The 22703-nt window shown below is 40.2% G+C and carries 25 protein-coding genes and 1 pseudogene; 9 read left to right on the plus strand and 17 right to left on the minus strand.

The features are described 5' to 3' along the window. The 7 genes and pseudogenes from CQA63_RS10090 to purH form a co-directional block, all read right to left on the minus strand. The coding region (locus CQA63_RS10090; RefSeq protein WP_211305739.1) for a hypothetical protein at positions 1-219 on the minus strand (219 nt) is incomplete at its 3' end. A 16-nt stretch (positions 220-235) separates the two neighbouring features. After that, on the minus strand, positions 236-556 hold the full coding sequence (locus tag CQA63_RS09530) for a hypothetical protein (RefSeq protein ID WP_147288763.1): 321 nt from the start codon (positions 554-556) through the stop codon (positions 236-238). Between the two features lie 125 nt (positions 557-681). After that, positions 682-1368 carry a hypothetical protein gene (locus CQA63_RS08350; protein WP_104700507.1) on the minus strand — a complete coding sequence of 229 codons (687 nt, stop codon included), beginning with the start codon at positions 1366-1368 and terminating at the stop codon, positions 682-684. Positions 1369-1379: 11 nt separating this feature from the next. Further along, positions 1380-1583, minus strand: a pseudogene (locus CQA63_RS08355) (Eco57I restriction-modification methylase domain-containing protein); the annotation flags it as partial. Between the two features lie 162 nt (positions 1584-1745). Beyond that, a complete protein-coding gene (locus CQA63_RS08360) occupies positions 1746-1991 on the minus strand; it encodes a hypothetical protein (protein ID WP_104700505.1) in 246 nt (81 codons plus the stop codon). A 43-nt stretch (positions 1992-2034) separates the two neighbouring features. After that, complete coding sequence (locus CQA63_RS08365) at positions 2035-5517, minus strand: type IIG restriction enzyme/methyltransferase (RefSeq protein ID WP_104700504.1); 3483 nt, start codon at positions 5515-5517, stop codon at positions 2035-2037. A gap of 22 nt (positions 5518-5539) precedes the next feature. Then, on the minus strand, positions 5540-7075 hold the full coding sequence (gene purH, locus CQA63_RS08370) for a bifunctional phosphoribosylaminoimidazolecarboxamide formyltransferase/IMP cyclohydrolase (RefSeq protein WP_104700503.1): 1536 nt from the start codon (positions 7073-7075) through the stop codon (positions 5540-5542). An 82-nt stretch (positions 7076-7157) separates the two neighbouring features. On the opposite strand from purH, the gene CQA63_RS08375 reads away from it, so the two are divergent. The 7 genes from CQA63_RS08375 to mnmL all read left to right on the plus strand — a co-directional run bounded on the left by CQA63_RS08375 (position 7158) and on the right by mnmL (position 13201). Then, positions 7158-8060, plus strand: coding sequence for a 3'-5' exonuclease (locus tag CQA63_RS08375; protein WP_104700502.1), 903 nt, complete (start codon positions 7158-7160; stop codon positions 8058-8060). A 2-nt stretch (positions 8061-8062) separates the two neighbouring features. Continuing rightward, positions 8063-8299, plus strand: a complete 237-nt coding sequence (locus tag CQA63_RS08380) for a hypothetical protein (RefSeq protein ID WP_104700501.1) — start codon at positions 8063-8065, stop codon at positions 8297-8299. Further along, positions 8292-8921, plus strand: coding sequence for an imidazole glycerol phosphate synthase subunit HisH (gene hisH / locus CQA63_RS08385; protein WP_104700500.1), 630 nt, complete (start codon positions 8292-8294; stop codon positions 8919-8921). Before CQA63_RS08380 ends, hisH begins: the two co-directional genes overlap by 8 nt. A gap of 78 nt (positions 8922-8999) precedes the next feature. Next, positions 9000-9935 carry a thioredoxin-disulfide reductase gene (gene trxB, locus CQA63_RS08390; RefSeq protein ID WP_104700499.1) on the plus strand — a complete coding sequence of 312 codons (936 nt, stop codon included), beginning with the start codon at positions 9000-9002 and terminating at the stop codon, positions 9933-9935. Positions 9936-9998: 63 nt separating this feature from the next. Then, positions 9999-10766, plus strand: coding sequence for a 4-hydroxy-tetrahydrodipicolinate reductase (gene dapB / locus CQA63_RS08395; RefSeq protein ID WP_104700498.1), 768 nt, complete (start codon positions 9999-10001; stop codon positions 10764-10766). Positions 10767-10841: 75 nt separating this feature from the next. Then, the gene (purF, locus tag CQA63_RS08400) at positions 10842-12239 is read left to right on the plus strand and encodes an amidophosphoribosyltransferase (protein WP_104700497.1); all 1398 of its coding nucleotides are present in this window, start codon (positions 10842-10844) and stop codon (positions 12237-12239) included. After that, positions 12239-13201 (plus strand): tRNA modification radical SAM protein MnmL/YtqA, encoded by a 963-nt coding sequence (gene mnmL / locus CQA63_RS08405; RefSeq protein ID WP_104700496.1) that lies wholly within the window; start codon positions 12239-12241, stop codon positions 13199-13201. The genes purF and mnmL overlap by 1 nt, the downstream gene beginning before the upstream one ends. Before the next feature lie 202 nt (positions 13202-13403). Here mnmL and CQA63_RS09915 read toward each other — a convergent pair whose 3' ends face one another. From CQA63_RS09915 to CQA63_RS08440, 9 genes are all read right to left on the minus strand, one after another. Beyond that, entirely contained in the window at positions 13404-13553 is a 150-nt protein-coding gene (locus CQA63_RS09915; protein ID WP_170128393.1) for a hypothetical protein, read from the minus strand. Beyond that, positions 13541-13669 carry a hypothetical protein gene (locus tag CQA63_RS10430; protein ID WP_280524198.1) on the minus strand — a complete coding sequence of 43 codons (129 nt, stop codon included), beginning with the start codon at positions 13667-13669 and terminating at the stop codon, positions 13541-13543. Before CQA63_RS10430 ends, CQA63_RS09915 begins: the two co-directional genes overlap by 13 nt. Positions 13670-14016: 347 nt before the next feature. Further along, positions 14017-14769, minus strand: a complete 753-nt coding sequence (gene motB / locus CQA63_RS08410; protein ID WP_104700614.1) for a flagellar motor protein MotB — start codon at positions 14767-14769, stop codon at positions 14017-14019. A 3-nt stretch (positions 14770-14772) separates the two neighbouring features. Then, positions 14773-15540, minus strand: coding sequence for a flagellar motor stator protein MotA (gene motA / locus CQA63_RS08415; protein ID WP_104700615.1), 768 nt, complete (start codon positions 15538-15540; stop codon positions 14773-14775). An 82-nt stretch (positions 15541-15622) separates the two neighbouring features. Further along, a complete protein-coding gene (locus CQA63_RS08420; RefSeq protein ID WP_104700616.1) occupies positions 15623-16243 on the minus strand; it encodes an MBL fold metallo-hydrolase in 621 nt (206 codons plus the stop codon). A gap of 4 nt (positions 16244-16247) precedes the next feature. Then, positions 16248-16637 (minus strand): 30S ribosomal protein S9, encoded by a 390-nt coding sequence (rpsI, locus tag CQA63_RS08425; protein ID WP_104700617.1) that lies wholly within the window; start codon positions 16635-16637, stop codon positions 16248-16250. Between the two features lie 9 nt (positions 16638-16646). Continuing rightward, on the minus strand, positions 16647-17075 hold the full coding sequence (gene rplM / locus CQA63_RS08430) for a 50S ribosomal protein L13 (protein WP_104700618.1): 429 nt from the start codon (positions 17073-17075) through the stop codon (positions 16647-16649). A 124-nt stretch (positions 17076-17199) separates the two neighbouring features. Next, positions 17200-19041 (minus strand): menaquinone biosynthesis decarboxylase, encoded by a 1842-nt coding sequence (locus tag CQA63_RS08435; RefSeq protein ID WP_104700619.1) that lies wholly within the window; start codon positions 19039-19041, stop codon positions 17200-17202. 92 nt (positions 19042-19133) lie between these two features. Continuing rightward, entirely contained in the window at positions 19134-19661 is a 528-nt protein-coding gene (locus tag CQA63_RS08440) for an outer membrane beta-barrel protein (RefSeq protein ID WP_104700620.1), read from the minus strand. Between the two features lie 146 nt (positions 19662-19807). Here CQA63_RS08440 and CQA63_RS10435 point away from each other — a divergent pair, with 146 nt between their 5' ends. Both CQA63_RS10435 and CQA63_RS08445 read left to right on the plus strand, forming a co-directional pair. Next, the gene (locus tag CQA63_RS10435) at positions 19808-19942 is read left to right on the plus strand and encodes a hypothetical protein (protein WP_267891935.1); all 135 of its coding nucleotides are present in this window, start codon (positions 19808-19810) and stop codon (positions 19940-19942) included. A 138-nt stretch (positions 19943-20080) separates the two neighbouring features. Then, the gene (locus CQA63_RS08445; protein WP_104700621.1) at positions 20081-22174 is read left to right on the plus strand and encodes an RNA degradosome polyphosphate kinase; all 2094 of its coding nucleotides are present in this window, start codon (positions 20081-20083) and stop codon (positions 22172-22174) included. 251 nt (positions 22175-22425) lie between these two features. Here the strand turns inward: CQA63_RS08445 and CQA63_RS09920 are convergent. Beyond that, a partial coding sequence (locus CQA63_RS09920) for a hypothetical protein (protein WP_170128394.1) occupies positions 22426-22703 on the minus strand: 278 nt, incomplete at its 5' end.

Genomic DNA, 22703 nt, shown 5'->3' on the forward strand with positions numbered 1-22703 from the left:
CGGCGCCGCTGGTGTTTCTTTTTTTTCTTTTTCAACAGGGGGGGGGGGTTTGAATGAGCAAATTTTTAAAAAATAGTGGGGGGGCAAGCGCTTCGCTCGTGCAGACAAGCTCCACCCCCATAATAATTTTCTTCCCCCCTTATATCCCCCCCCCGCCATACTTTGTATGTCGTTCGAAGATATACTTCTCACCCCCGACGACGCTTTAAGAGGTGGCACTTCGTGCGATTTAATTTTATCCTGTGATGAGAGCGTGTCTCACTGCTGAAAGACGTTTGGGACTTATTGTCATGTCTAGAGCTTGAGAATCAAGCGAAGAATCTCTCTTGGCGACTAGTGATTCCCTTAGAGATTCTTCGCTTCGCTCAGAATGACAAACTTGGAGAATTTCTGGTGAATCAAACAGAGATTCTTCGGTCGGGCTACGCCCGCCCTCAGAATGACAAACTAACGGATTCGCTGGTAATTCGGGCTGAATTTCTTCGCAATGCTCAGAATGACAAACTTTGCTACCGCTTGGGGTTTGAGATGGAGATTTTTCACTTGCTTTATCCACCGAAATGCACCCTCACCCAAACTACTAGCCATTTGGCACACAAGAACAAAACGATTTATTGCCTCTTAAGTTAAAAAACAATACTATCTCAAGTGAAATTCGAGGGGGAACTAGCCCCCATTTCATTATATCCCTTTCAATCCCTTAAAATCTGTTAGCTTCACCATATCTTTATTAAACACTTTTAGTAAATCATCAAGAAATAGGCAAATATGTATCGGCTCTATGCCTATAAAAGTTTTATTTTGTTTTGTAGTAATTCTTGGAAAATATTTGCCCTTAGATTCTCGAACTTTAAGCAGATTTTCCCAATGAAAGCCACGATTTCTAATATTTTGCAACAAGCTTAATACGATATTAACCTTATCAATATTACTAAAATCTACTTTTTGCTCATTGATAATACCAAAATTCCGATTGCTTGAGCTATAAAGCGCGAAATCAAACTCTTGTAAGTCAAATATTTTATTTTGCAGTTTGTATTCTAAGATGATTTGTATCACATTGCCTAGCGTCAATCTTGAGAGGATTTGATAATGCTTAAGGATAATTTTGTCTTTACTTTGAATATCCTCTCTCATTTTTTTAATCATATCGGAATCACTACACAATATCCAATCTTGATTGTTTTGCTTAAGATAAAAGTCTAATATATTTCTGAGTGCAATTTCTATTGAGGCGATTTTTGGCGTAATCTTGGCTACAAGATAAAGATTTTCAAAGTGTTTTTCTACGCTGCCATAGGATTTTATTCTTTCTTCTGAAACGAGATTCTCTAGGTTTTGTTGAAACTCTACAAGGCTCTTATCCATATTGTTTTGTGCTATCCCTCTATGATTTTAATTTCTTCATTGGTGAGATTATAGAGTTTATATACTAAATTATCAATTTGGACTTCTAAATGCGAAGTATCAGCACTAGAAGCTTTGAGTGCCAATATCTCCTCCACTAAGGCAATAATTGTATCTACGATGTGTTGGTTAGATGCTGTGATTTGTGGGATAGGGAGCTTTTGCTCACTTGCTTTATCCACCCATTAGAATTGAGCACAAAGTATATTATGTTGAAATTTAGCTAATGCTGGCTATGCCCCTTAGAACTCAAAGTTTTAGCCAAAAACCAAGTGCAAAACGCTATTGCTATAAGACTTAAACCAACCAAAATAATCCCATTTATCATTCCAACTTCTCTAGGATTTTACCTGTTCTTTATGTTTTAATAAAATAAATACAAATGCAGAAACCAAAAATATTAAAATCACTACACCTATAAGCATTTTAGGCGTAGTGAGCGTTTCTAAATTTGCTATTGCATAACCTAAAACACCAAATATTGATGTAAGAAATAATATGCTAAAAGCCCTTAATGTGCCTATATTTTCTTTTATGCTATCTTTTCTGCTCATGGTTGCAATGATAGCATAAAAGCTTAGCATTCTATAATTTTGATTTCTGCTTCCGTGAGAGAGTGAAGATGGCTTATTTGATTTGGATTCTACCTCTTATATTGCTATCATAATTACAGATATAATGGATTTGTTCCTTATTTAAGCCCAAAACTTTGCTACAAATATGTAAATCCAACAAATCCACGCTAGATTTTATCTGCGAAGTGGCAAAATAATTATTTTTGGCATTAAATACACTCATCATATGTTGCCAATGCTCCTTTGCAAGATTTTCCCATAAGTCATTGTGTTTCAAAATGAGTGCAAAATCTGGCAATCTAAAATGCTCCATAATGTCTTTATTATTGTGCCTACCATCTCCATAGATTCTTAACCACCAATAATAAATATTTGCATTTATGAGACAAAATATAAAATTTCTGTATTTGACTTTATGGGATTTAATTTCCGTGCTTTTATATGGCAGCTCTAAAAATGCGTTATACCAATAATTGCCACTGCTTCTTATATAGAGTTGCTCTTCTCCGACAAACAAATCTCCCAAAACATTTGGCATATTTTTGAGATGTTCTAACAATGCAAGATTTTGTTTTGTGCCTATTTTCGGGAGTCTGTGTTTTAGTGAAAAGTCATTATTTAATCCTTTTGCATTCAATAGAAAACCATCAACTTTTTCAAAGCTTATTTCATTATGTGCAATTTTTTGCCTTATAAATTGACTCGTTTTAAATACAGCATTTTGATTTGCTTGTTTTGAAATAGCAAAGCAAATACTCACACTTTGGGACATTTTGTCAAATTGAGGACAACCATCTCTATCGTAAGAAGAAATTTTTACTTCCTTATAGTTTTGGTGCAAAAGATTCCTAAGAGCACTTTGTTCAAGTGAGAAAGTAATCGCATAGCTGGTAACGAAGTGAAAGGAGGCATTTTCTCTTAATAAATAATGAGCCATTTCTGCAAAATTTGAGCTAATTTCATTGATGTTTGAATGATGATAATGCTTTTTTATAAAGTCTTTAGCAAATGCTTTATTGAGATTCCCATATGGGGGATTGCCTATTATGAGGTCAAAGCCCAAAAAATTGCCATTATTATCCAGCACTTCAGGGAAGGCAAAGCGCCATTCAAAGGCGTTTTTATATGCTTCACCACTAAGAGTTAGCTCTAGCTTTTTACGCAAGGCTACAATCTTGCTATAAGATTGTATCGCCTCTTCTTCTTGGGCTTTGCTTAAGGACGTGTTATCAAAGAGATTCCCACTTATGCCTAACTCTAGCCCATCAAGCAAGCTTGCATTATCAAGTAAAAAATGCCCATAGTTTGTAATGTGTTTTTGAAGCGCTCTTTTTAGCTCTTTGGTGGTTTTAGGGTCTTTGAGCGTTAGGGTGAAGGTTTGTTTAATGGATTGTATTTGTTGTTCTATCTCTGCTTTAGAGATTTTGCTAAGTGCTTGGTCGGCGTTTTTATAATCCTGCACGAGTTGTTTGTATTTTTTGATTTGTGTAGCGATATTGAGTATTTGATTAAGTGAATCGCTTAAATTAAAGCGCGAAATCAAGCTATTCCCGCATTTGATATTTATATCAATATTAGGCAGGGTTTCTAGTCTTTTATTAGGAATATCTTTGTAGTAGCTATATTTGAGTAGCTCTATCCACAGCCTTAGCTTAGTAATCTCACAAGAGTTTGGGTTAATATCTACGCCAAAAAGGCAAGATTCAATCAGTTTGCGCTTGGTGTGAAATATGGCTTTTTGGATTTGGTGTGATTCTATGTGTTCATGTGAGGGAAGCGTGTAGCTAAAAAGTGCATTGTGAGAATCTCTAATGACAATCTCATCATTAATCACTTCTAGGGTGATGTTTTTGAGGCGATTATAATTGTCATCACAGAGGATTCCTAGCTCAAATTTAAGGGCTATCATTTCATTTAGCGCAGCAACAAGGAAATGCCCACTCCCCACAGCGGGGTCGCAGATTTTGATAGAATCAAAAATCGCATTTGCTTCTTTGTAGCCTTCTTTAGAATCTGTGAGTTTATCTAGCTTGATTTTGAGTGTTTCTAAGTCTTTACAATCCCAATTTTTGAAAGCATTAAATTTATCAATTACTACTTTCTGCAAAGATTCCCTGCACATATAGCGAGTAATAAAGCTAGGAGTGTAAAAGCTCCCTTCCTTATAGCCATTAAGCTTTTCAAACACAAGCCCCAGCACAGCGGCATTGATGAGTTTATCATAATTGGTTTTTGTGTAATTTTGAATATCTTTTGTCGTGGTGGTGAAGTCATAGGCGTGAAGAAAGGCAAAGAAATATTCTAAAAGCGGGAGTTCATTATCTTTGCTAGGCTTTGGTGAATGGGCACTACTCTCTTTATGGAGGATAGAATACTTATAGAGTTTTAAGGGCTCAGAGCTAAGTAGCTTTATTTCTTTCCCTGCTTTTTCTAAGGGGGTTTTATCAAAAAGACTAGAGTTCAGATAGGGAATATCACTTAAGGCTTTAGGAATGTTTATATCTCTAGCAGATTCTAGCTTAGCTAAGATGTCAAAAAAGAGTGAGTTGAGTGTGATAAAGCTAGGGATAGAATCTAGCTCTAAAAATGGCTTTTGTATATGCTGAAAGCTAAGCAGCATTGATTCTAAAAGCCTTAGGAATAAGAGGCGGTTATTCCAAGTGATAAGGAGGGCAAAAATATCTTCAAAGTCTTTGTCTTTTTGGTAGTTAAAGGCAGCACAAAGTGAATCTAAAAGGGTGTTAGGCGTGGAGCTAGGCTGGATTAGGATTTTGCCATTTTGGGTTATTTCTTCTAAGCCTAAGATGTAGAGCAATTCATTATAAAAGCCTATATTTAGGGTATTGGCATCGATGTAGCTTTTGGCTTTTAGAATAGCCGCTGGGCTTAGGGTTTGGTAGATTAATGCCAGAGCGGAGGTATCTTTGGCTAAATTGGGCAAATCTAGTCTAAAATGTGTAAAAGGTATCTCATAATCAAGTTTTGGCAATAAGGATTCTAACTCCTCATAAAAATATTTAGTGCTACTATCATTGCCCTTGCGATTTTGGTGATTACTAAAAGCTTTTAAAATTGCTTTGTCTTTGGCTAGGGGTGCGTAGGCTTTGGCATCGATAAGATAGAAAGCTTTGTAATTAGTTAGGATAATGTGGGTGAGATTATTATTTTTATGCGTGATGTGTTCTTTTAAGTAGTAAAGGATAGATTGATAAAAGGCTTTAGATTCTAGTCCCTCATTTGCTATAAACTCTTTGCTATGAGTAGCCTTGCATTCGATAATCACACGCACCCATCCTTGCTCATAAATGGCTAAATCGATTTTGTCTTTGGTGTTGCATTCATAATCAAAGCAATTTGAGAGCACATCGCGTAAGATGTTTTTAGCATATTCTTCTTGTCGGGTGCTAGAATCTCCTTCTAGCTTAGCTCGATAAGATTCTAGGGCTTTGCTAAAACTAGAGAGTAGCTCTTTGGTGGGAGATATAAGCCTATAGGGAGCGATAAAATCTTGCAATTTTAGGTGAGTGTAGCGCATTTGTATCCTTAAGGGCTATAAATTAATGTAAAAAATGCCGCGTGTGGGTAAAGTACATCGCTATATTATGCTCATTGCAAGCCTCTATTACTTCATCATCTCTAATGCTTCCTCCGGGCTGGATAACCGCGCTCACGCCATATGTATGCACCATATCAATGCTATCACGGAAGGGGAAGAATGCTTCAGAGGCGCACACACAGCCACTTATATCTAAACCCATATCCATAGCCTTAGCTATAGCCGCCCTTGAGGCATCAACGCGGCTTGTCATACCCATACCGATAGCTACAAGCGCGCCATTTTTGACATAAGCGACACAATTTGATTTCGTGCATGCGGCGATTACATAGGCGATTTTTAAGTCTAATAGCTGCTCTTTGGTTGCACACTTTTTACTTACTAATGTAGCATTTTGTACTTCATCATCTCTTATAGTATCACTTTGCTGATACAAAAATCCTCCCTGTATATGCTTGAAGTCATACTTATCATGTGGAAGAGATAAAAAGCCACTATTTTGGGTAAAGATTTTAAGCCGTTTTTTACTCTCAAAGACCTTGAGTGCTTCATCGGTAATATCCCCCGCACAGAGCACTTCTATAAAGGTTTTATTTATCTCTTCTGCAAGAGGTTTATCGATAATGCCATTGCAGGCTACCACCCCACCATAGGCACTTATGCTATCACAAGAGAGGGCAGCTTGGTAAGATTCTAAGAGCGAGGGTTTAAGTGCGAATCCGCAAGGATTGCCATGCTTTATGATACATACAGCCTTTTTATCGCTCCCAAAGCTTGTAGCGATTTTAATAGCGGCATTCATATCGCTAAGGTTATTAAAGCTTGCTTCGCCCTTTTTGATAATAAAATGCTTTTGCCAAAAATCGCTAAAGGTATAAAATGCCCCTTGTTGGTGTGGATTCTCCCCATAGCGAGTTTGGAGGAGCTTCTGCCCTTCTATGAAAACCCGCTCCCCAAAGCCCTCACAAAAACGTTTATTCATATAGTTGGCAATCATTGCTTCATAGCTTGCAGTGTGCATAAAAGCCTTAATCATCATCTCTTTTCGTAACTCTTTGGTGTTTTGGTTATGTTGCAAGGCTTTTAAAATAGGCTCATAGTCGCTTTTATCGGTTATTACAAGCACATGGGCGTGGTTTTTCGCCGCGGCACGTACAAGTGTGGGACCGCCAATATCGATATTTTCTATAATCTCATCAAAATCATCTGTGCGGAGAATGGTTTGCTTAAATGGATAGAGATTCACACATACTATATCAATGGCTTGTATTTGGTGCGTTTTGGCGACTTTTGCATCAGAGGGATTATCTCTGCGGTAGAGTATCCCGCCTGCGATTTTAGGGTGCAAAGTCTTTACGCGTCCTTCAAACATCTCTGGGCTTTGAGTGTATTGACTTATATCAATAGCCTCTATGTGACTTTCTTCTAAAAGCCTAAGCGTCCCTCCTGTGCTTAGAATCTGATAGCCCAAAGCCTTTAAGCCTTTAGCAAACTCTACAATCCCGTCTTTATCGCTTACGCTAAGCAATGCATACATAAGAATCTCCTTGCTGTGTGTGGGTAGTTGGTTGGTAAAATTTGGTAATATTGTAGCCATATTTTCTTAAGAGGGGCATCAAATGGTGTGCGTGTTTGATATAGAGACAATCCCTGATTTTCATCTCTTAAGCGAGACTTTCGGCTTTGAGGGCTCACCCTTAGAGATAGCAAATGCTGCCTTTGAAGCACAGCTTGAAAAGACTAAAAGCACATTTTTGCCTCATTGCTTTCATCGTGTGATAAGTATAGCAAGTGTAGTGTGTGATGATTTTGGGCATTTTATCAAGGTAGGGCATTTTGGCTCTGCATTTTTAGAGAATCTTTGCGCACAAGAGGGAGCAGATACTGACTTTTTGCATAAAGCATTTTTAGACACTTTAGAAAATACACTTTTAAGTGAATTTTGGAGCTTTTTTAATAAGAGTAATCCTAAGCTTGTAAGCTTTAATGGCAGGGGCTTTGATATACCTACTATGCTTTTAAGGGCTATGCGGTATGACATCAGCGCGTGGAGCTATTATGAGCAGGATAATGCAATGGCTAATAAAAGCAAATGGGAGAACTACCGCCAGCGATATAGCGAGGGATTTCACACAGATTTACTCGATAGTTTGGGGCATTTTGGCATAGTGCGGGCTTTGAAGCTTGATAATATATGCCATATGCTAGATTTAGTAGGGAAGTATGATATGAGTGGGGAGCAGGTGTTTGAGACTTATCTCAATGCCGCTTCAAATGAGCACTTCCAAGCCCTTGAAGTGATTAATCACTATTGTGAAAGCGATGTGTTAAATACCTATTGGCTCTATCTCAAATATGAGCTTTTAAAGGGCAATCTTTTAGAATCAGATTATTATGGGCTTTTAGATGAATTTTGTGCGAAATTGCCCGCTAATAAGCCTTATTTTGACGTTTTTGCCCAAAGTTTGAAGCGGCATATCAGCACTTATGCCAACAAACAAGACACACAAAAGAAAGGATAGCTATGAATAGCTCATATATAAGCAAAAATGGTGAAGTAACCTCTAAAGAAGCTTTGATAGCAGAAATTGAGGCATTGCTAAATGCTATTCCCGCAAGTAGTCACACACAACTCTCTATAGAAGTGATGAGTGCTTTAAGTTGTGCGGATTTGGAGCAAGTTCGCGATAATCTTTTATTGAAGCGGGGGAATGTTATAGAGAATAATACCTCATGGCTTTTAGGATTGTGCGATGATTAAAATAGGCATTATCGACTATGGAGTGGGGAATCTGGGCAGTGTGCAAAATGCTTTTGAGTTTATAAAAAGCCATAGCAATATAGCCTTTCAAGCATGTATAGAATCTTCCCCCGATAAGTTAAAAGACTATGATAAGCTGCTTTTGCCCGGTGTAGGGGCGTTTGGCAATGCGATGAGTCATTTAGAGGGGAGAGGCTTAAAGGAGGCGGTTATAGCATTTGCAAAAAGTGGCAAATACCTGCTTGGGATTTGTTTAGGTATGCAGCTGCTTTTTGAGAGAAGCTATGAGTTTGGCGAGCATAAGGGGCTTGGATTACTAGAGGGTGAGGTAAGGGCATTTTCTTGCACTCTTAAAGTCCCCCACGTGGGGTGGAATAGTTGCACTTTTAGCCCTAAGGGCTTGCAATCCCCGCTTTTAAAAAATATAGTCAATGATAGCTTTTTTTACTTCGTGCATAGCTTTCATATTTGTGCTAAGCCTGAGCTTATCTTGGCATATTGTGATTATGGCTATAAGTTTGGAGCGATTGTCAATAAAGATAATCTCTTTGGTATCCAGCCCCACCCTGAAAAAAGCCATGAAGTAGGCTTAAAGTTAATTGAGAATTTTATTGCCATCTAAAGGGGGAGTATTTACTCTTTAATTAGTAAATTGAGTTTTAATAATGGAAAATTTTTACAATTTACAAAAGGAGCGAGTATGATTGATTTAGCGATTATTGGTGGTGGTCCTGCTGGGCTAAGTGCTGGATTATACGCGACACGAGGTGGTTTAAAAAATGTAGTGCTGTTTGAGAGAGGTATGCCCGGTGGGCAAATCACTGGAAGTAGCGAGATAGAAAACTATCCGGGTGTAAAGGAAGTTGTAAGTGGGGCGGAGTTTATGCAGCCTTGGCAGGAGCAGTGCTTTCGCTTCGGGCTTGTGCATAATATGAGTGAAGTGGTGCGCGTAAGTAAAGAGGGAGATATTTTTAGTATTCATCTTTCTGGTGGTAAAGTCGAGCAAGCAAAAGCTGTCATCTTTGCTGCGGGAGGCAGCCCCAAAAAGGCTAATCTCAAAGGTGAGAGCGAGTTTTGGGGAAGGGGCATAAGCACATGTGCGACTTGTGATGGCTTTTTCTATAAAGACCAAGAAGTAGTCGTGCTTGGTGGAGGTGATACGGCTTTGGAGGAAGCTGTGTATCTTAGCCGTATTTGCTCTAAAGTGCATTTAGTGCATAGGAGAAATGAATTTCGCGCTGCGCCTACTACCATTGAACATGTAAAGAAAAATGACAAAATCAAAATCATCACACCTGCGGTTGTTGAGGAGATTAAAGGTGATAACTCAGGCGTTACAAGCGTGCTGATTAAGCATACAGATTCTGGGGCATTAGAGGATATTCCTGTTATGGGTATTTTTATCTTTGTGGGCTATGATGTGAATACTTCAATCCTCAAGCAAGAAGATGGCTCAATGCTTTGTGAATGTGATGAATGGGGAAGCATTAAAGTAGATTTATCAATGAGGACCAATATAGAGGGGCTTTTTGCTGCTGGAGATGTGCGCACACAAGCTCCTAAACAAGTGGTATGTGCTGCTGGAGATGGTGCTACTGCGGCGTTGCAAGCCATTGCATACTTAGAGCATAAATAATATTATGGTGAGTGTTAAGGAAGTTTTTATACAATTTGGGCGATAGAACTTTAAGGAGAATATATGCTCAAAGTTGGGATATTTGGGGCGACAGGACGCATAGGGCGATTGCTTATTGAGGAGATTTTAAACCACAATCACTTTACTCTCTCAAGCGTGTATGTGCGCAATGAGTTGCAGTATTCGCTCCCCTCAAGTACATTAATAACACGTGATTTTCATATTTTTTTGCAATCAAGTGATGTGATTATTGACTTTTCTTCTCCAGAGGCTACAAGAGCTTTACTTGAAGTTGCCTTGCATTACCCTAAGCCCCTTGTGATAGGCACTACAGGGCTTGATAACGATACATATCATTTGCTTGAGGAAGCCTCACATACAATGCCTATTTTATATGCTACCAATATGAGCAAGGGTGTAGCTATGCTTAATAAAATCGTAGCACTTGTCGCAAGCGCGCTTAAAGAGAGTGATATAGAGATTTGTGAGCTTCATCATCGGCATAAAAAAGACGCCCCATCAGGCACTGCCCTAAGTCTTGCTCAAACTTGTGCCAATGCGCGCGGTTTAAAGCTTGATGATGTGCGCATTAGCGGACGTAATGGTATGATTGGAGCGCGCAAAGAGCAAGAAATAGCTGTGATGAGCCTAAGGGGTGGTGATGTATGCGGCAGGCATAGTGTTGGATTCTATCTTGATGGCGAGTATTTAGAGCTTACGCATAATGCTACTTCTCGCCTTACATTTGCTAAGGGTGCGCTTGATATGGCAAGCTGGATTGTGAATAAACAAAATGGCTTATATAGCATACAAGATGCCCTTATGCTTTAAAATGAACAATCTTAATATTAGTTTTATTGCTATACAATCACAATCAAAAACACAGATACGGGCAGGCTTTAAAGCATGAAAAGTTGGAATGAGGAATGCGCGGTTGTAGGTGTATATAATGTCCAAAATGCGAGTGTTTTGAGCTATTATTCACTTTTTGCCATGCAGCATAGAGGGCAGGAAGCAAGCGGTATTGCTGCGAGTAATGGCACAAAGATTACAACCATTAAAAACACAGGGCTTGTTACTAAAATTTTCACTCAAAAACGTTTAGATAAGCTGCAGGGGCGCTCAAGTATTGGGCATAATCGCTATTCTACTGCAGGGGAAGATTCTATAAATGATACACAACCTATTTTTGCACGATATGAGTTAGGCGAGATAGCCATAGCCCATAATGGAAACCTCACAAATGCCAAACAAACGCGCCAAATGCTTATCCAGCAGGGGGCGATATTTCAAAGTCATTTAGATACAGAAAATCTCATTCATTTAATCGCCCAGAGTAAAAAGCACTCCCTCACAGATAGAATCATAGACGCGCTTAAATATGTCGATGGTGCATATTGCTTTGTGTTTCTCTCTCGTTCTAAGATGTTTGCTATCCGCGACCGCTATGGATTGCGCCCTTTAAGCTTGGGGAGGATTCAAAACGAAGATGGCAGTATGGGCTATGTGGTAGCAAGTGAGAGTTGTGCGTTTGATTTGATTGGTGCGGAGTTTGTGCGTGAGATTAATGCTGGAGAAATGTTGATTTTTGATGGAGCTTACGCGCTTAAAAATACGCAGCCTAAAAGCATTCAAGTTTTTGAGCCAAATCCCCATCCATGCGTGTTTGAGCATGTGTATTTTGCACGTCCTGATAGTGTGCTTTTTGGAGCTAATGTCTATCAGTCGCGCAAGCAAATGGGCGTGGAGTTAGCTAAAGAGCATCGTATAGAAGCAGATATGGTGATACCTGTGCCAGATTCTGGTGTGGCAGCAGCGATTGGCTATAGTAAGCAAAGCGGCATAGACTTTGAGCTAGGTATTATCCGTAATCACTATGTGGGGCGCACATTTATTGAGCCCACGCAGCAACAGAGAGAGCTTAAAGTGCGCTTAAAGCTTAACCCCATTAAAGAGCTAATCGCCAATAAAGATATTATCGTTATTGATGATTCTGTAGTGCGGGGCACGACAAGCAAACAGATTATAAAAATCTTGCGTCAAGCAGGAGCACGTAAAATCCATCTGCTTATCTCCTCTCCTCCTACTATTTCTCCTTGTTTTTATGGCGTGGATACGCCTCATAAGGAACATCTCATTTGTGCCAATAAAAGTATTGATGAGGTGTGTAAATATATTGGGGCAGATTCTTTGGGATTTCTCTCCATAGAGGGCTTGCTTAGAAGCATAGGCGGCGAGGGTAAGGGCTGGTGCAAGGCTTGCTTTGATGAATGCTATATTGATGATTACACTAAGGGTGTGTAATGCGTCTTGTATTAAGCGTGGGGCGGTATTTTAAAAAACGTTTTGGCACGCGTGTGCGCAAAATCCCCATATCTTTGCAGGGCTTTACTTGCCCTAATATCGATGGAAGTTTAGCTAAGGGTGGGTGTATTTATTGTGATAATGAAAGCTTCTCTCCAAGCCTTATAAAGATTGACAAAGGTGCACCAGTGAAGATGAGCTTCTCCCTTAGCTCAAACCCTCTCCTCCCTAAGCAATTAAGCCAGCTTGAGGAGCAGTTTTATTGGCATAGTGAATTTCATCAACGCAAATTTGGCATAAGCAAATATATGGTGTATTTTCAATCCTATACCAATACCTATGCTCCATTTGATACGCTTAAAGCCCTCTATGATAAGGCTCTAAGCTTCCCTAATGTGGTGGGTTTAAGCATAGGCACGCGTATTGATTGTGTGCAAGATGCTCTTCTTTCACTTTTAGGTGAATATGTGAAAAAGGGCAAGGAGATTTGGCTTGAGTATGGGATACAATCTGTATATGATAAGACTTTAGAAATTACGAATCGAGCCCATACTATCGCTGCGGCAAAAGAGATGTTTGAGAAAACTAGAAAGGCAGGGGTGAAAGTGTGCGCGCATTTGATTTATGGCTTGCCCGGTGAGAGTCCTCAAATGATGTTACACTCCCTTGATAGCGTGCTAGAGTGGGGGATTAATGGCATTAAGATTCACCCGCTTTATGTGGTTAAGGGCACGCGTTTAGCTAAGCTGTATGAAAGTGGAGAGTATGAGCCTATTAGTATGGAATGCTTTAGTGAGCTGATTGTAAAATCACTCCAAAAGATCCCCCCAGATGTGGTCGTGCAGAGAATCTCCGCAGGAGCGCATGATGATACATTGCTTGCGCCTCAATGGTGCTTTGATAAAAATATCCAAATGCGCTATATCCGTGATAGATTAAGAGAAGTGGGCATAGAGTATTAATAAGCCACACGTCTCATTATACCTTTTGTTGGCTATAGCTTTTAGATTTTTTACTGCTATGTTTGAGTTGAGCTTTTGTCCTGCTTAAGGGCTGACAATGTGGCTTACTCACAAGGGAAATGAGGTTGTCGGCTTCAGCCCTTTGCAAAAAGAGCGAAACATCTTTGCAAGAATCACTAGAAACTCTGCCACTATTGTCATTCTAAACCCCTGCAAGGGGTGAAGAATTGCTGTTTGGATTTTTAGTAAATGCTGTTAGTTTGTCATTCTGAGGGAGTGAAACGACCGAAGAATCTCTGTTGGCGACTAGTGACTCGTTTAGAGATTCTTCGCTTCGCTCTAGACATGACAATGGGGCAGATTTTCTAGCGATTCCTTTGGAAAGTCTCTAGTAGATAAGAGAGATTCTTCGGTCGCTCTCACGCCCGCCCTCGTGATGCCAAACTTGGAGAATTTCTGGTGAATCAAATAGAGATTCTTCGCTTTCTTGCGAAAGCTCAGAATGACAAACTAATTTCCTTTGCAGGTGTTTATTATGTGTGGGTTTCCCTTGCGGGTAGCTAAGTTTGTCATTCTGAGCCTGTGAAACAGGCGAAGAATCTCTGCAAGAATCACTAGCCGCACTTTTTGGTAATGCTAAGGGAGATTCTTTAGCCTTGTTATTATAAGGCTAAAGAAGTCTAAGTGCTCAAATAATGCTATCGTGCTTGGTGGGAATTATTTTTGCGGGAGTTAGTTATAAAATATGCTCATTTGCTTGTGTATTTGGGCTTTGTTCTCTTGCTTTCATATATACATCTGCTCCAAAGCCCTCATTATGGTGTATTTTGCAAAGTCTCTTCTAATATCGACTGCGCTGCGGGGGCATCTTTAGGATCTACAAAGAAAAACACCTGCACGCGGTTATTTTTAGCCCTATTAATAGCATTATCATTAGGCGCTATGGCTTGGTGCTCGCCATAGCCAGAAAATGAAATACGTTCAGCAGAAATACCATTTTTAATAAGAGCTTTCATAACGCTAAGGGAGCGTGCGGAGGAGAGCTCGTAGTTATCCTTATATGGCGAGCCTATGGGCAATGGGGCATTATCTGTATAGCCGCGTACATCTATGCGCACATAATCTGGGAGCTTTTTGATAATTGCAGTCATTCTTTGCAAATAGAGATAAACATCGCTATTGCTAATCTCTGCACTGCCTTCTTTAAAAAATATGTTTGATGGCAAGCGTAGCGATAACCCCATTTCCATTTGTTCCAAAATACCGCCATCTTGACTCATTTGCTCTATTTCTGCTTGGGCTATTGAAGAGCTATCATTGGAGGCTTTTGCCTCATCTTCTGTCTCATTATCTAATATTTCATCTTCATTTGAGGGAAGTGGTGAGGTCAAAGTGAAGTCAAAGATTTTCACAAATTCTGTTTTGAGAGTTTCCGCACTGCCTGCACTCATTTGTGAGATCGCCCATAAGGCGATAAATAAAGCCAAAAGCAAGGAGAGAAAGTCTGCATAAGGTACCGCCCATTTCTCTCCTGCGGGGCATTCGGGGCACTTTTTCTTCCTAGCCATATTTTACTCAAATTGTGAGATTTTAGGCTCGCCCGGTGGGATAAAGCCAAGGAGCTTTTCTTCGAGGTTGCGCGGGTTATCACCATTAGCAATCCCCACTACCCCCTCTAAAACAACCATTCTCTCCCTGATAATATCCTTTGCTTTTGCTTGCATTTTATGCCCCCAAGGACCAAAAAGCGCATACGCACAGAAAATCCCTGTAACAGTCGCGGTAAATGCCCCAGCAATACCAGCCGCCATAGCTTTTGGGTCATCAAGAAGTTGCAAAGCAAGCATAAGCCCCATAACCGCCCCAACAAGTCCCATAGTAGGGCAAGTCTCCGCATAAGTTACCCAGAAATGCGCCGAACCATGATAGTATTCTTCCAAAGATTCTATTTGCACTTCCATATCTTCGCGTACAGCGTTTGCGTCTCTGCCGTCAATAATCATAGAGAGGGCTTGACGCAAGAAGTCATCTTCAATCTGGGCGGCTTTACCCTCGAGGGATAAAACGCCATCTTTTCTAGCCAATGTGGCAAGCTCAACAATCGTACGTATGGTTTCATTGAGATTTACTTTTGTCGCGCCAAAGACGATTTTGAGCTCTTTAAGCGCACCTTTGACATGGGAGCCATGTGTGCTTGACATAGCCGCGCAACCCGCTGTAGGGATAATAATAAGTGAGCTAACGTGGATAAGATGTAGAGGATTTCCCCCCTCCAAGAAGTCTCCTATTGAAAGACTAGCAATCGCTCCTACAAGCCCTAAAATGGTCGTTAAATCCATAGACACCTCATTTTAAACTTAAACTCAATACACGTAAATAAAGCAAAAGGCATTCCCCATTTGCTTGGACTTATGTTAATCCTTAGCTCTCGCTTAAATGCTTAATCCAAAATGGAGCATTTGCTTGTTCATCTTTAAGCGTGGTGGCTCTGCCATGCCCGGGATAAATGGGCTTATTGGGGGTAGCGGGGATGGCACTAAAAGTAAGGAGTGAATCTCGCATATCACTTTGGGAAGAATAAGGAAAGTCGCTGCGTCCAATAGAGCGATAAAAGATAAAATCACCGCTAAAGATATTACCCTCTATCTCAATAATCGAACAACCCGGAGTATGCCCGGGAAAATGTGAGAAAAGCACTTCAACATCATTAAAATAAAGCTTTTGTGTGCCTTTTTGGCAGAGTGTGAGAATATCAGGTGTGCTTGGAGATACTCCTGTGCCAAAGCAATCACTCTCTAGCATAAATACATCAAGCTCCGGTGCTACAAGGGGCGTATCTGGGAAATGTGCTTTTAGGGCGGCATTACTCCAAATATGGTCAAAATGCCCGTGAGTGTTTAAAAACGCAAGAGGAGCAGAGCAATGGCTTATGACCCAATCACTCGCACCAATGCCCGGATCTATAACAATCTCCCCCTGTGGTAATTTACAAATATAGCAATTTGTTTGATACTCGCCAAAACTTTGAGAGAGAATTTCCAAAAGACTACCTTTTTGAGAATTGAGGACTTCGTCTTGCCTTTCTTTTACCATATTTTTTACGCTCTACGACACGAGCATCACGTGTTAAAAGCCCCTTAGGCTTTAAAATCGCTCTAAAGGCGATGTCATAGGTATTAAGCGCTTTTGAAATCCCATGTCTCAAGGCTTCAGCTTGTGCAGAATAGCCACCGCCAAAGGTAACAGCCTGAATATCTACAGATTTCTCTTGCTTTGTGAGGATAAGGGGCTGCATGACTTTCATTTTGATGGCTTCATGTCCGCCTAGCCAATCATTAAGGCTTTGACCATTAATAGTGAGCTTACCACTGCCAGATGTAAGCCAAACTTTTGCTATTGATGTTTTTCGTTTTCCTGTTGCATAAACTTTTGCCATACTATTCCCTTATTTTGAGCTTTTAGAAACTTGCGCACTATGCGGATGAGTAGAGTCGCGATAGACTTTTAGCTTTTTGAGCATCGCTCGTCCAAGCTTGTTTTTAGGGAGCATACCACGGACGGCAAGATGATAGAGCTTTTGAGGGTTTTTCTCAAGCATTTCTTGTAATGTCTTGCTTTTAGTACTACCAAAATACCCTGAATGCGTGAAATATTCTTTATCCTCAAGTTTTAAACCTGTAAATTTCACTTCTGCGGCATTAATAATCACCACAAAGTCGCCGCAATCAATATTAGGCGTGAAACAAGGTTTATGCTTGCCACGCAAGAGTGTGGCTACCTCTGTAATGAGGCGACCAAAGACCTTGTCTTTTGCATCAAGCACAATCCACTGACGATTAATGTCATCTTGTGTTGCTATTTTTGTCAATTCCATTGAGATTCCTTCAGATTCTATTCTGTTTAAAAGCGGGATTATAAAGTGCGATTGCTTTAAGGACACTTAATTTCACTAAAGATTAAGGTAAGATATGAGATGAAAGACAAGTGGATTTTAGAATCTAATGCAAGATGGCAAAATGCTCCAAAAATGCTTCATCTATATCATCACACAAGCCCTTTTGCTTTAAGGATTCTATTACTTGGGGGCTGCAGTTAGTATCAAGGGGCCAAGCCCTAGGGTGGTTATCACACAAGCCCTTTTGTGTCGCATCGATAAACACAAGCTTATCTTCTATCATAATATCCCTTTTAGCATCAATGCTATTAACAATGCGCCAAGTAAGCATATAGGGATTATCAAGCGAATTATTTATACTATCTACAAAAACAACAATGCTTAAGTGATTGCTAAGACTTTTTAAAGATTCTAAATGTGCCTTTAATGCGCTAAATATATTACCCTGCTTGTGAGTGCTCACTATGCAAATAGGATTTATGCTATCAGTAAAGTACTGCTTTAAAGCCTGTGCATATGGCAAAAGATGCCCACATTTTGCCCATAGCTGGCTATCATCTAATGCCTTAAAATCTGGCTTGTTTATAGGAGTAATCGCTTGCAAGCCTAACTTACCACCTTGTGCAAACTTCGGGCTTGCATGATCTAGTGCATCACAAATACCCTCTGTGATAAGGAGATGTTCTGGTGAAAACCGATTCAATACATATCTTGTAAATGCCTCATAGTTGGTTAAATCCGGGGCATGCTCATCTGTGAAAATGGCATGTTTTACAAAGCTCATCTGCCCCGCTCCCCAGAAATTGTGCATAATCTGTTGAGCGTGGTTGGGGTATTGGGGCTTGATTTTAGCAAGGATAAGATTATGAAAAACGCCATTTTCAGGCATATGATAATCAATCAATCCATGAGCAGTAGTCTGCAAAAGTGGTAAAAATACGCGTTCTGTGAGATAGCCCATATATTTGTCTTCAAGCGGGGGTTTGCCTACGATTGTCGCGGGAAAAATGGGCTTTTTGCGCATAGTGATAGCGCTTACTTCAAGCACGGGGTAGGGCTCAATGGGCGTATAAAAGCCCGTATGATCGCCAAATGGTCCCTCATCTCGCATTTGTGTGGTATCCACCCAACCCTCAATGACTATATCTACATCATGGGGGACAAAAAGTGGATTAGTCATACAAGAACAAAGCAAGGGCTTTTTACCCCGTATAAATCCATACAACATAAGTTCAAAAATGCCTATAGGCAAGGGTGCTTGAGCACACCAAATATAGAGGGGGTCTCCCCCAAGGGCGATACTCACAGGCATTTTTTGCCCTGCTTGTTTGTATTGGTGGAAGAAATGCTCTGAATCTTTGTGAATCTGCCAATGCAGCCCCAAATGCCTTTCATCATAGACTTGAAGACGATACATGCCTACATTTTTTTGCGTGCCTGCGAGATTTTGCGTATAGACCTGCCCCATAGTGATAAACGCCCCGCCGTCATGCTCCCATGTGGTTAAAATAGGCAAATCAAATAAATTAATATGCTCTGTTTGCACAATTTCTTGGCATAAGCCCCGCTTTTTTGTATATGAGGGCAAAGTATGCCGCAGAGCAAAGAACTCTTTAAACTTGCTGAGAATCTGCCTTATGCCTTTAGGTGGGGAGAGATTAAGGAGATTATGTATATCTTTAGCAATGCCCTCTATGGGTTTAGAGCAGAGGAGCTCTAGTCTTTTATGTGAGCCAAAGACATTCATAAGCACGGGTATATCAAATGTTTTGCCACTTCTTGTGCAAATGGGGTGAGTAAAAAGTAGGGCTTTACTTGTGGGCTTTTTCACCTCGAGGTAGGCAAGTTGGGGGATTTGCAAATAAATATCAAGGGGTTCATCAATGATTTGTAACTCATCATGGGATTGCAAAAAGTCTATGAGTTTAGCAGAATCTAAAGCCATTATAAGCTCCAAACAGAACACATCATATAGAGTGAATCCAAAATGCGCAAAGCATTAAAGAGGAAGCAGATTCCTTAAGAATCTGCAAAGTCTTAGAAATGCAAGCCTATTAATGCTTGGATAGTGTGCATTTTAAGCTTTTCTCCGCCTACTTCAAACTCTGGGTTTTGGTATGTATAAAGCACGCCTAAAGAAATAGGAATGAAATCAATTTTTAGCTTAAGTCCTGCATTGTAAGAAGTGGTATCTTTGAAGTATTTATTAAAGCTAGAGTAATTCACGCCTATATAGGGTGTAAGACGTGCTACGATAAGCCCGATATTATAGCCCGCAGACACGCCATATTGGAGATTGGTATAGTCTTTATCAAAAGCACCTGAAGACTTAATGTAGTCATACTTAAATTGTGGGGCTATAACGAGGTCAAACAAACCCACCCATATACGCCCAAAGGCACCATAATTCGTACTGCTATTTGCATCATAGGTGGTATCTTTGTATTGTGTCTTACCTGCGAGCAAGCCTATCTCTGGGCTAATCTCTATACCAGCCACACTCACAGCAAATGCATGTGTGCTTAAACTCATCGCACACAATAAACTTAGTAAAAGCTTTTTCATCTCTTTCTCCTTTAGATTAAAATTGGGGCAGATTATAATCAAATAATTTTAATGTAGTGTTGAAAATTTAGCTTCCAAAAAGTGCAAATATCGCTATATTAAATCATTGGGGAGGTTTTATTGTGGCGTAGGGCAATTCTCAGCTCTTGCGGGAGGGCATTAGAGCGACTGAAGAATCCCTACCCGAATCACTAGTCGCACTTTTTAGTAATTCTAAAGGAGATTCTTCGGTTTCGCCAAAGACACGACAAACTTGGCTATCCACTTGGGGTTTAGGGTAGTATGTATTTCAGCCAGCATCATAGCCAATGCCACATTTTTGCCATAAGTGGAGAAAATGCCAAGAGAGTAGCCTTACTTAAAGAGTGGGTTTAAGACAATGAGTTACAATTTAAGCCAAATATCACAAGGGGGCAGTCATGACAATTAATGATTCTAAAATGTATTTTAATCGTGAGCTTTCATGGCTCAAGTTTAATACACGCGTGCTCAATGAAGCCAGAAATACCAATATCCCGCTTTTGGAACGTTTGAAGTTTGTAGCTATTTATGGCACGAATCTTGATGAATTTTATATGATACGCGTAGCAGGGCTTAAACGACTCTATGCAAGCGGGATTACCGAAGTGGGAGCGGATAAACTCACTCCACTTCAACAGCTTAAAAACATACGTGAATACCTCGACAAAGAAAAAAAGGTCCTTGAAGCGGTTTTTAAAGAAATACAAAGCGGATTAGCCAGTGAGGGTATGTATATTAAGCAAGTCTCAGAGCTTGATAATGAGCAAAAAAAGCAACTCCATGAATACTTTATTAATTATCTCTACCCTGTGATTGTCCCTGTAGTGGTGGATTCTACTCATCCTTTCCCGCATTTAAATAATCTTAGCTTTGCTATTGCCTTGCGTCTAAAAAGCCTCCAAGATGGCAGCATAAAGTTTGCCATGGTGAGAATCTCGCGTTTGCTTTCAAGGTTTGTGGAAATACAAAGTGGCATATTTATCGCTATAGAGGATATTGTTGGCGAATTTGCGAGTGAATTATTTGGTGATTATGAAATTATCAATTATATCCCCTTTAGAATCACACGTAATGCAGATATGGAAATTGAAGAAGAAGAGGCTGATGATTTTATCGAGCTTATGAGTGAAGGGCTCAAAACTCGTCGCAAAGGGGAAGTCGTGCGCCTTGAAGTGGGAGTAGATAAAGATACGAGTTTGCTTGATTTTATCAATGCTCATCTCAAAGTGGATAATAAGGATATTTACATCTATCATATTCCCCTAAATCTTAATGGTTTATGGGAGCTTGTGGGGAGTAAGGCTTATGCACACCTTAGCAGTGCGCCCTTTAATCCCAAAACTCTCCCCCCGCTTCATGGCAATAGCGAGATACTCTCTACTATGGAGGCAAATGATATAGTACTTTTCCACCCTTATGAAAGCTTCGATCCAGTGGTGAATTTCATTCAAAGTGCGGCAAAAGACCCAGATGTGCTATCTATTCGTATGACACTTTATCGCGTGGGGAAAAATTCCCCGATAGTCAAAGCCCTTATTCAAGCTGCAGAGAATAATAAGCAAGTAACCGCCCTTGTAGAGCTTAAAGCACGTTTTGATGAAGAAAATAACCTCCATTGGGCGCATTCTTTAGAATCTGCAGGAGCACATGTGATTTATGGTGTGCCCGGGTTAAAGGTGCATGCCAAAATTGCCCTTGTGATTAAAAAAGTCGGCAATACACTGAAAAAATATGTCCATCTAAGCACCGGTAATTACAACCCTAGCACGGCTAAAATTTATACAGATATTTCTCTTCTTACCTGCAATACAACTTTTGCCAAAGATGCAATCAAACTCTTTCATTCTCTCTCTACAGGTTCATGCTATCGCACTAAGCTTGATAGCCTGCTTATCGCGCCTACTCAAATTAAGCCCAAAATCCTAGAATTGATTGAAAATGAAACTAAAATGGGAGCCAATGGTCGTATCATTATGAAAGCAAATGCGTTTATTGATGTAGATGTGATACGCGCGCTTTATCGTGCCTCAATGGCAGGGGTGAAGATTGATCTTATCGTGCGAGGTATATGTGCATTGCGTCCGGGAGTGAAAGGCATAAGTGAAAATATTCGTGTCTTTTCAATCGTGGGTAAATACCTTGAGCACGCTAGAATCTACTATTTTAAGCATGATAGCGTGGGCGTGTATTTCGCCTCTGCGGACATTATGCCCCGCAACCTTGAGCGACGCGTGGAGATACTCACACCAAGCCTTAATGCAGATATGAGTAAGAGACTTATGGAAATCTTACAAATGCAGCTAAGTGATAATGTACAGATATATGAACTCCAAAGCAATGGCGAATACCAAAAGCCCGCACCCGCTCAAAAGCCCTTTAGCTCGCAACTTGCATACGAAGAGTATGTCAATGCGATATATGGAGATTCTGTGTGTAATGATGAGATGGATAAAGCCAAAAAGCTTGCTAAGAGAATGCTAAAGGAGAGCTAGGTTTCTCTTAATGAAATTGCGCGTTTCTCTCCCCTATCGCTTAGGGCTCAACACAACAATAAGGGCAAATTCTTTCTATAAGACAAATTGGTTTATCAGCTTTTAGGGGCGGCAATGCTATGGCGGAGAATCTCTGCTTTAAACCCCAAGCGGGTAGCTAAATTTGTCGTGTCTTTGCTCTCACAAGAGGGCGAAGAATCTCCAATGTGAAATCACTAAAGACTCCGTCATTTTGGCATCACAAACCCCAGCTAGGGGGTTGAAGAATTGCTGCTGGAATTACTAGTAAATGCTATTATTTTGTCATTCTGAGGGAGTGAAACGACCGAAGAATCTCTGTTCGAATCACTAGTCGTGCTTTTTGGTGTTTTTGAAAGCAATTCTTCGCCCTTTAGTGGGGGCTCAGAATGACAAAATGACGGAGTCGCTGGTGATTCTCTTTTTTCTTTTTCTATAAGGGGGAGGGGCTTGAATGTGCAAAGTTTTATAAAATAATGGGGGGCAAGAGCTTCGCTCGTGCAGGCAAGCT

Origin of the sequence: Helicobacter marmotae (assembly GCF_003364255.1) — a bacterium.
GTDB classification, from domain to species: domain Bacteria; phylum Campylobacterota; class Campylobacteria; order Campylobacterales; family Helicobacteraceae; genus Helicobacter_C; species Helicobacter_C marmotae.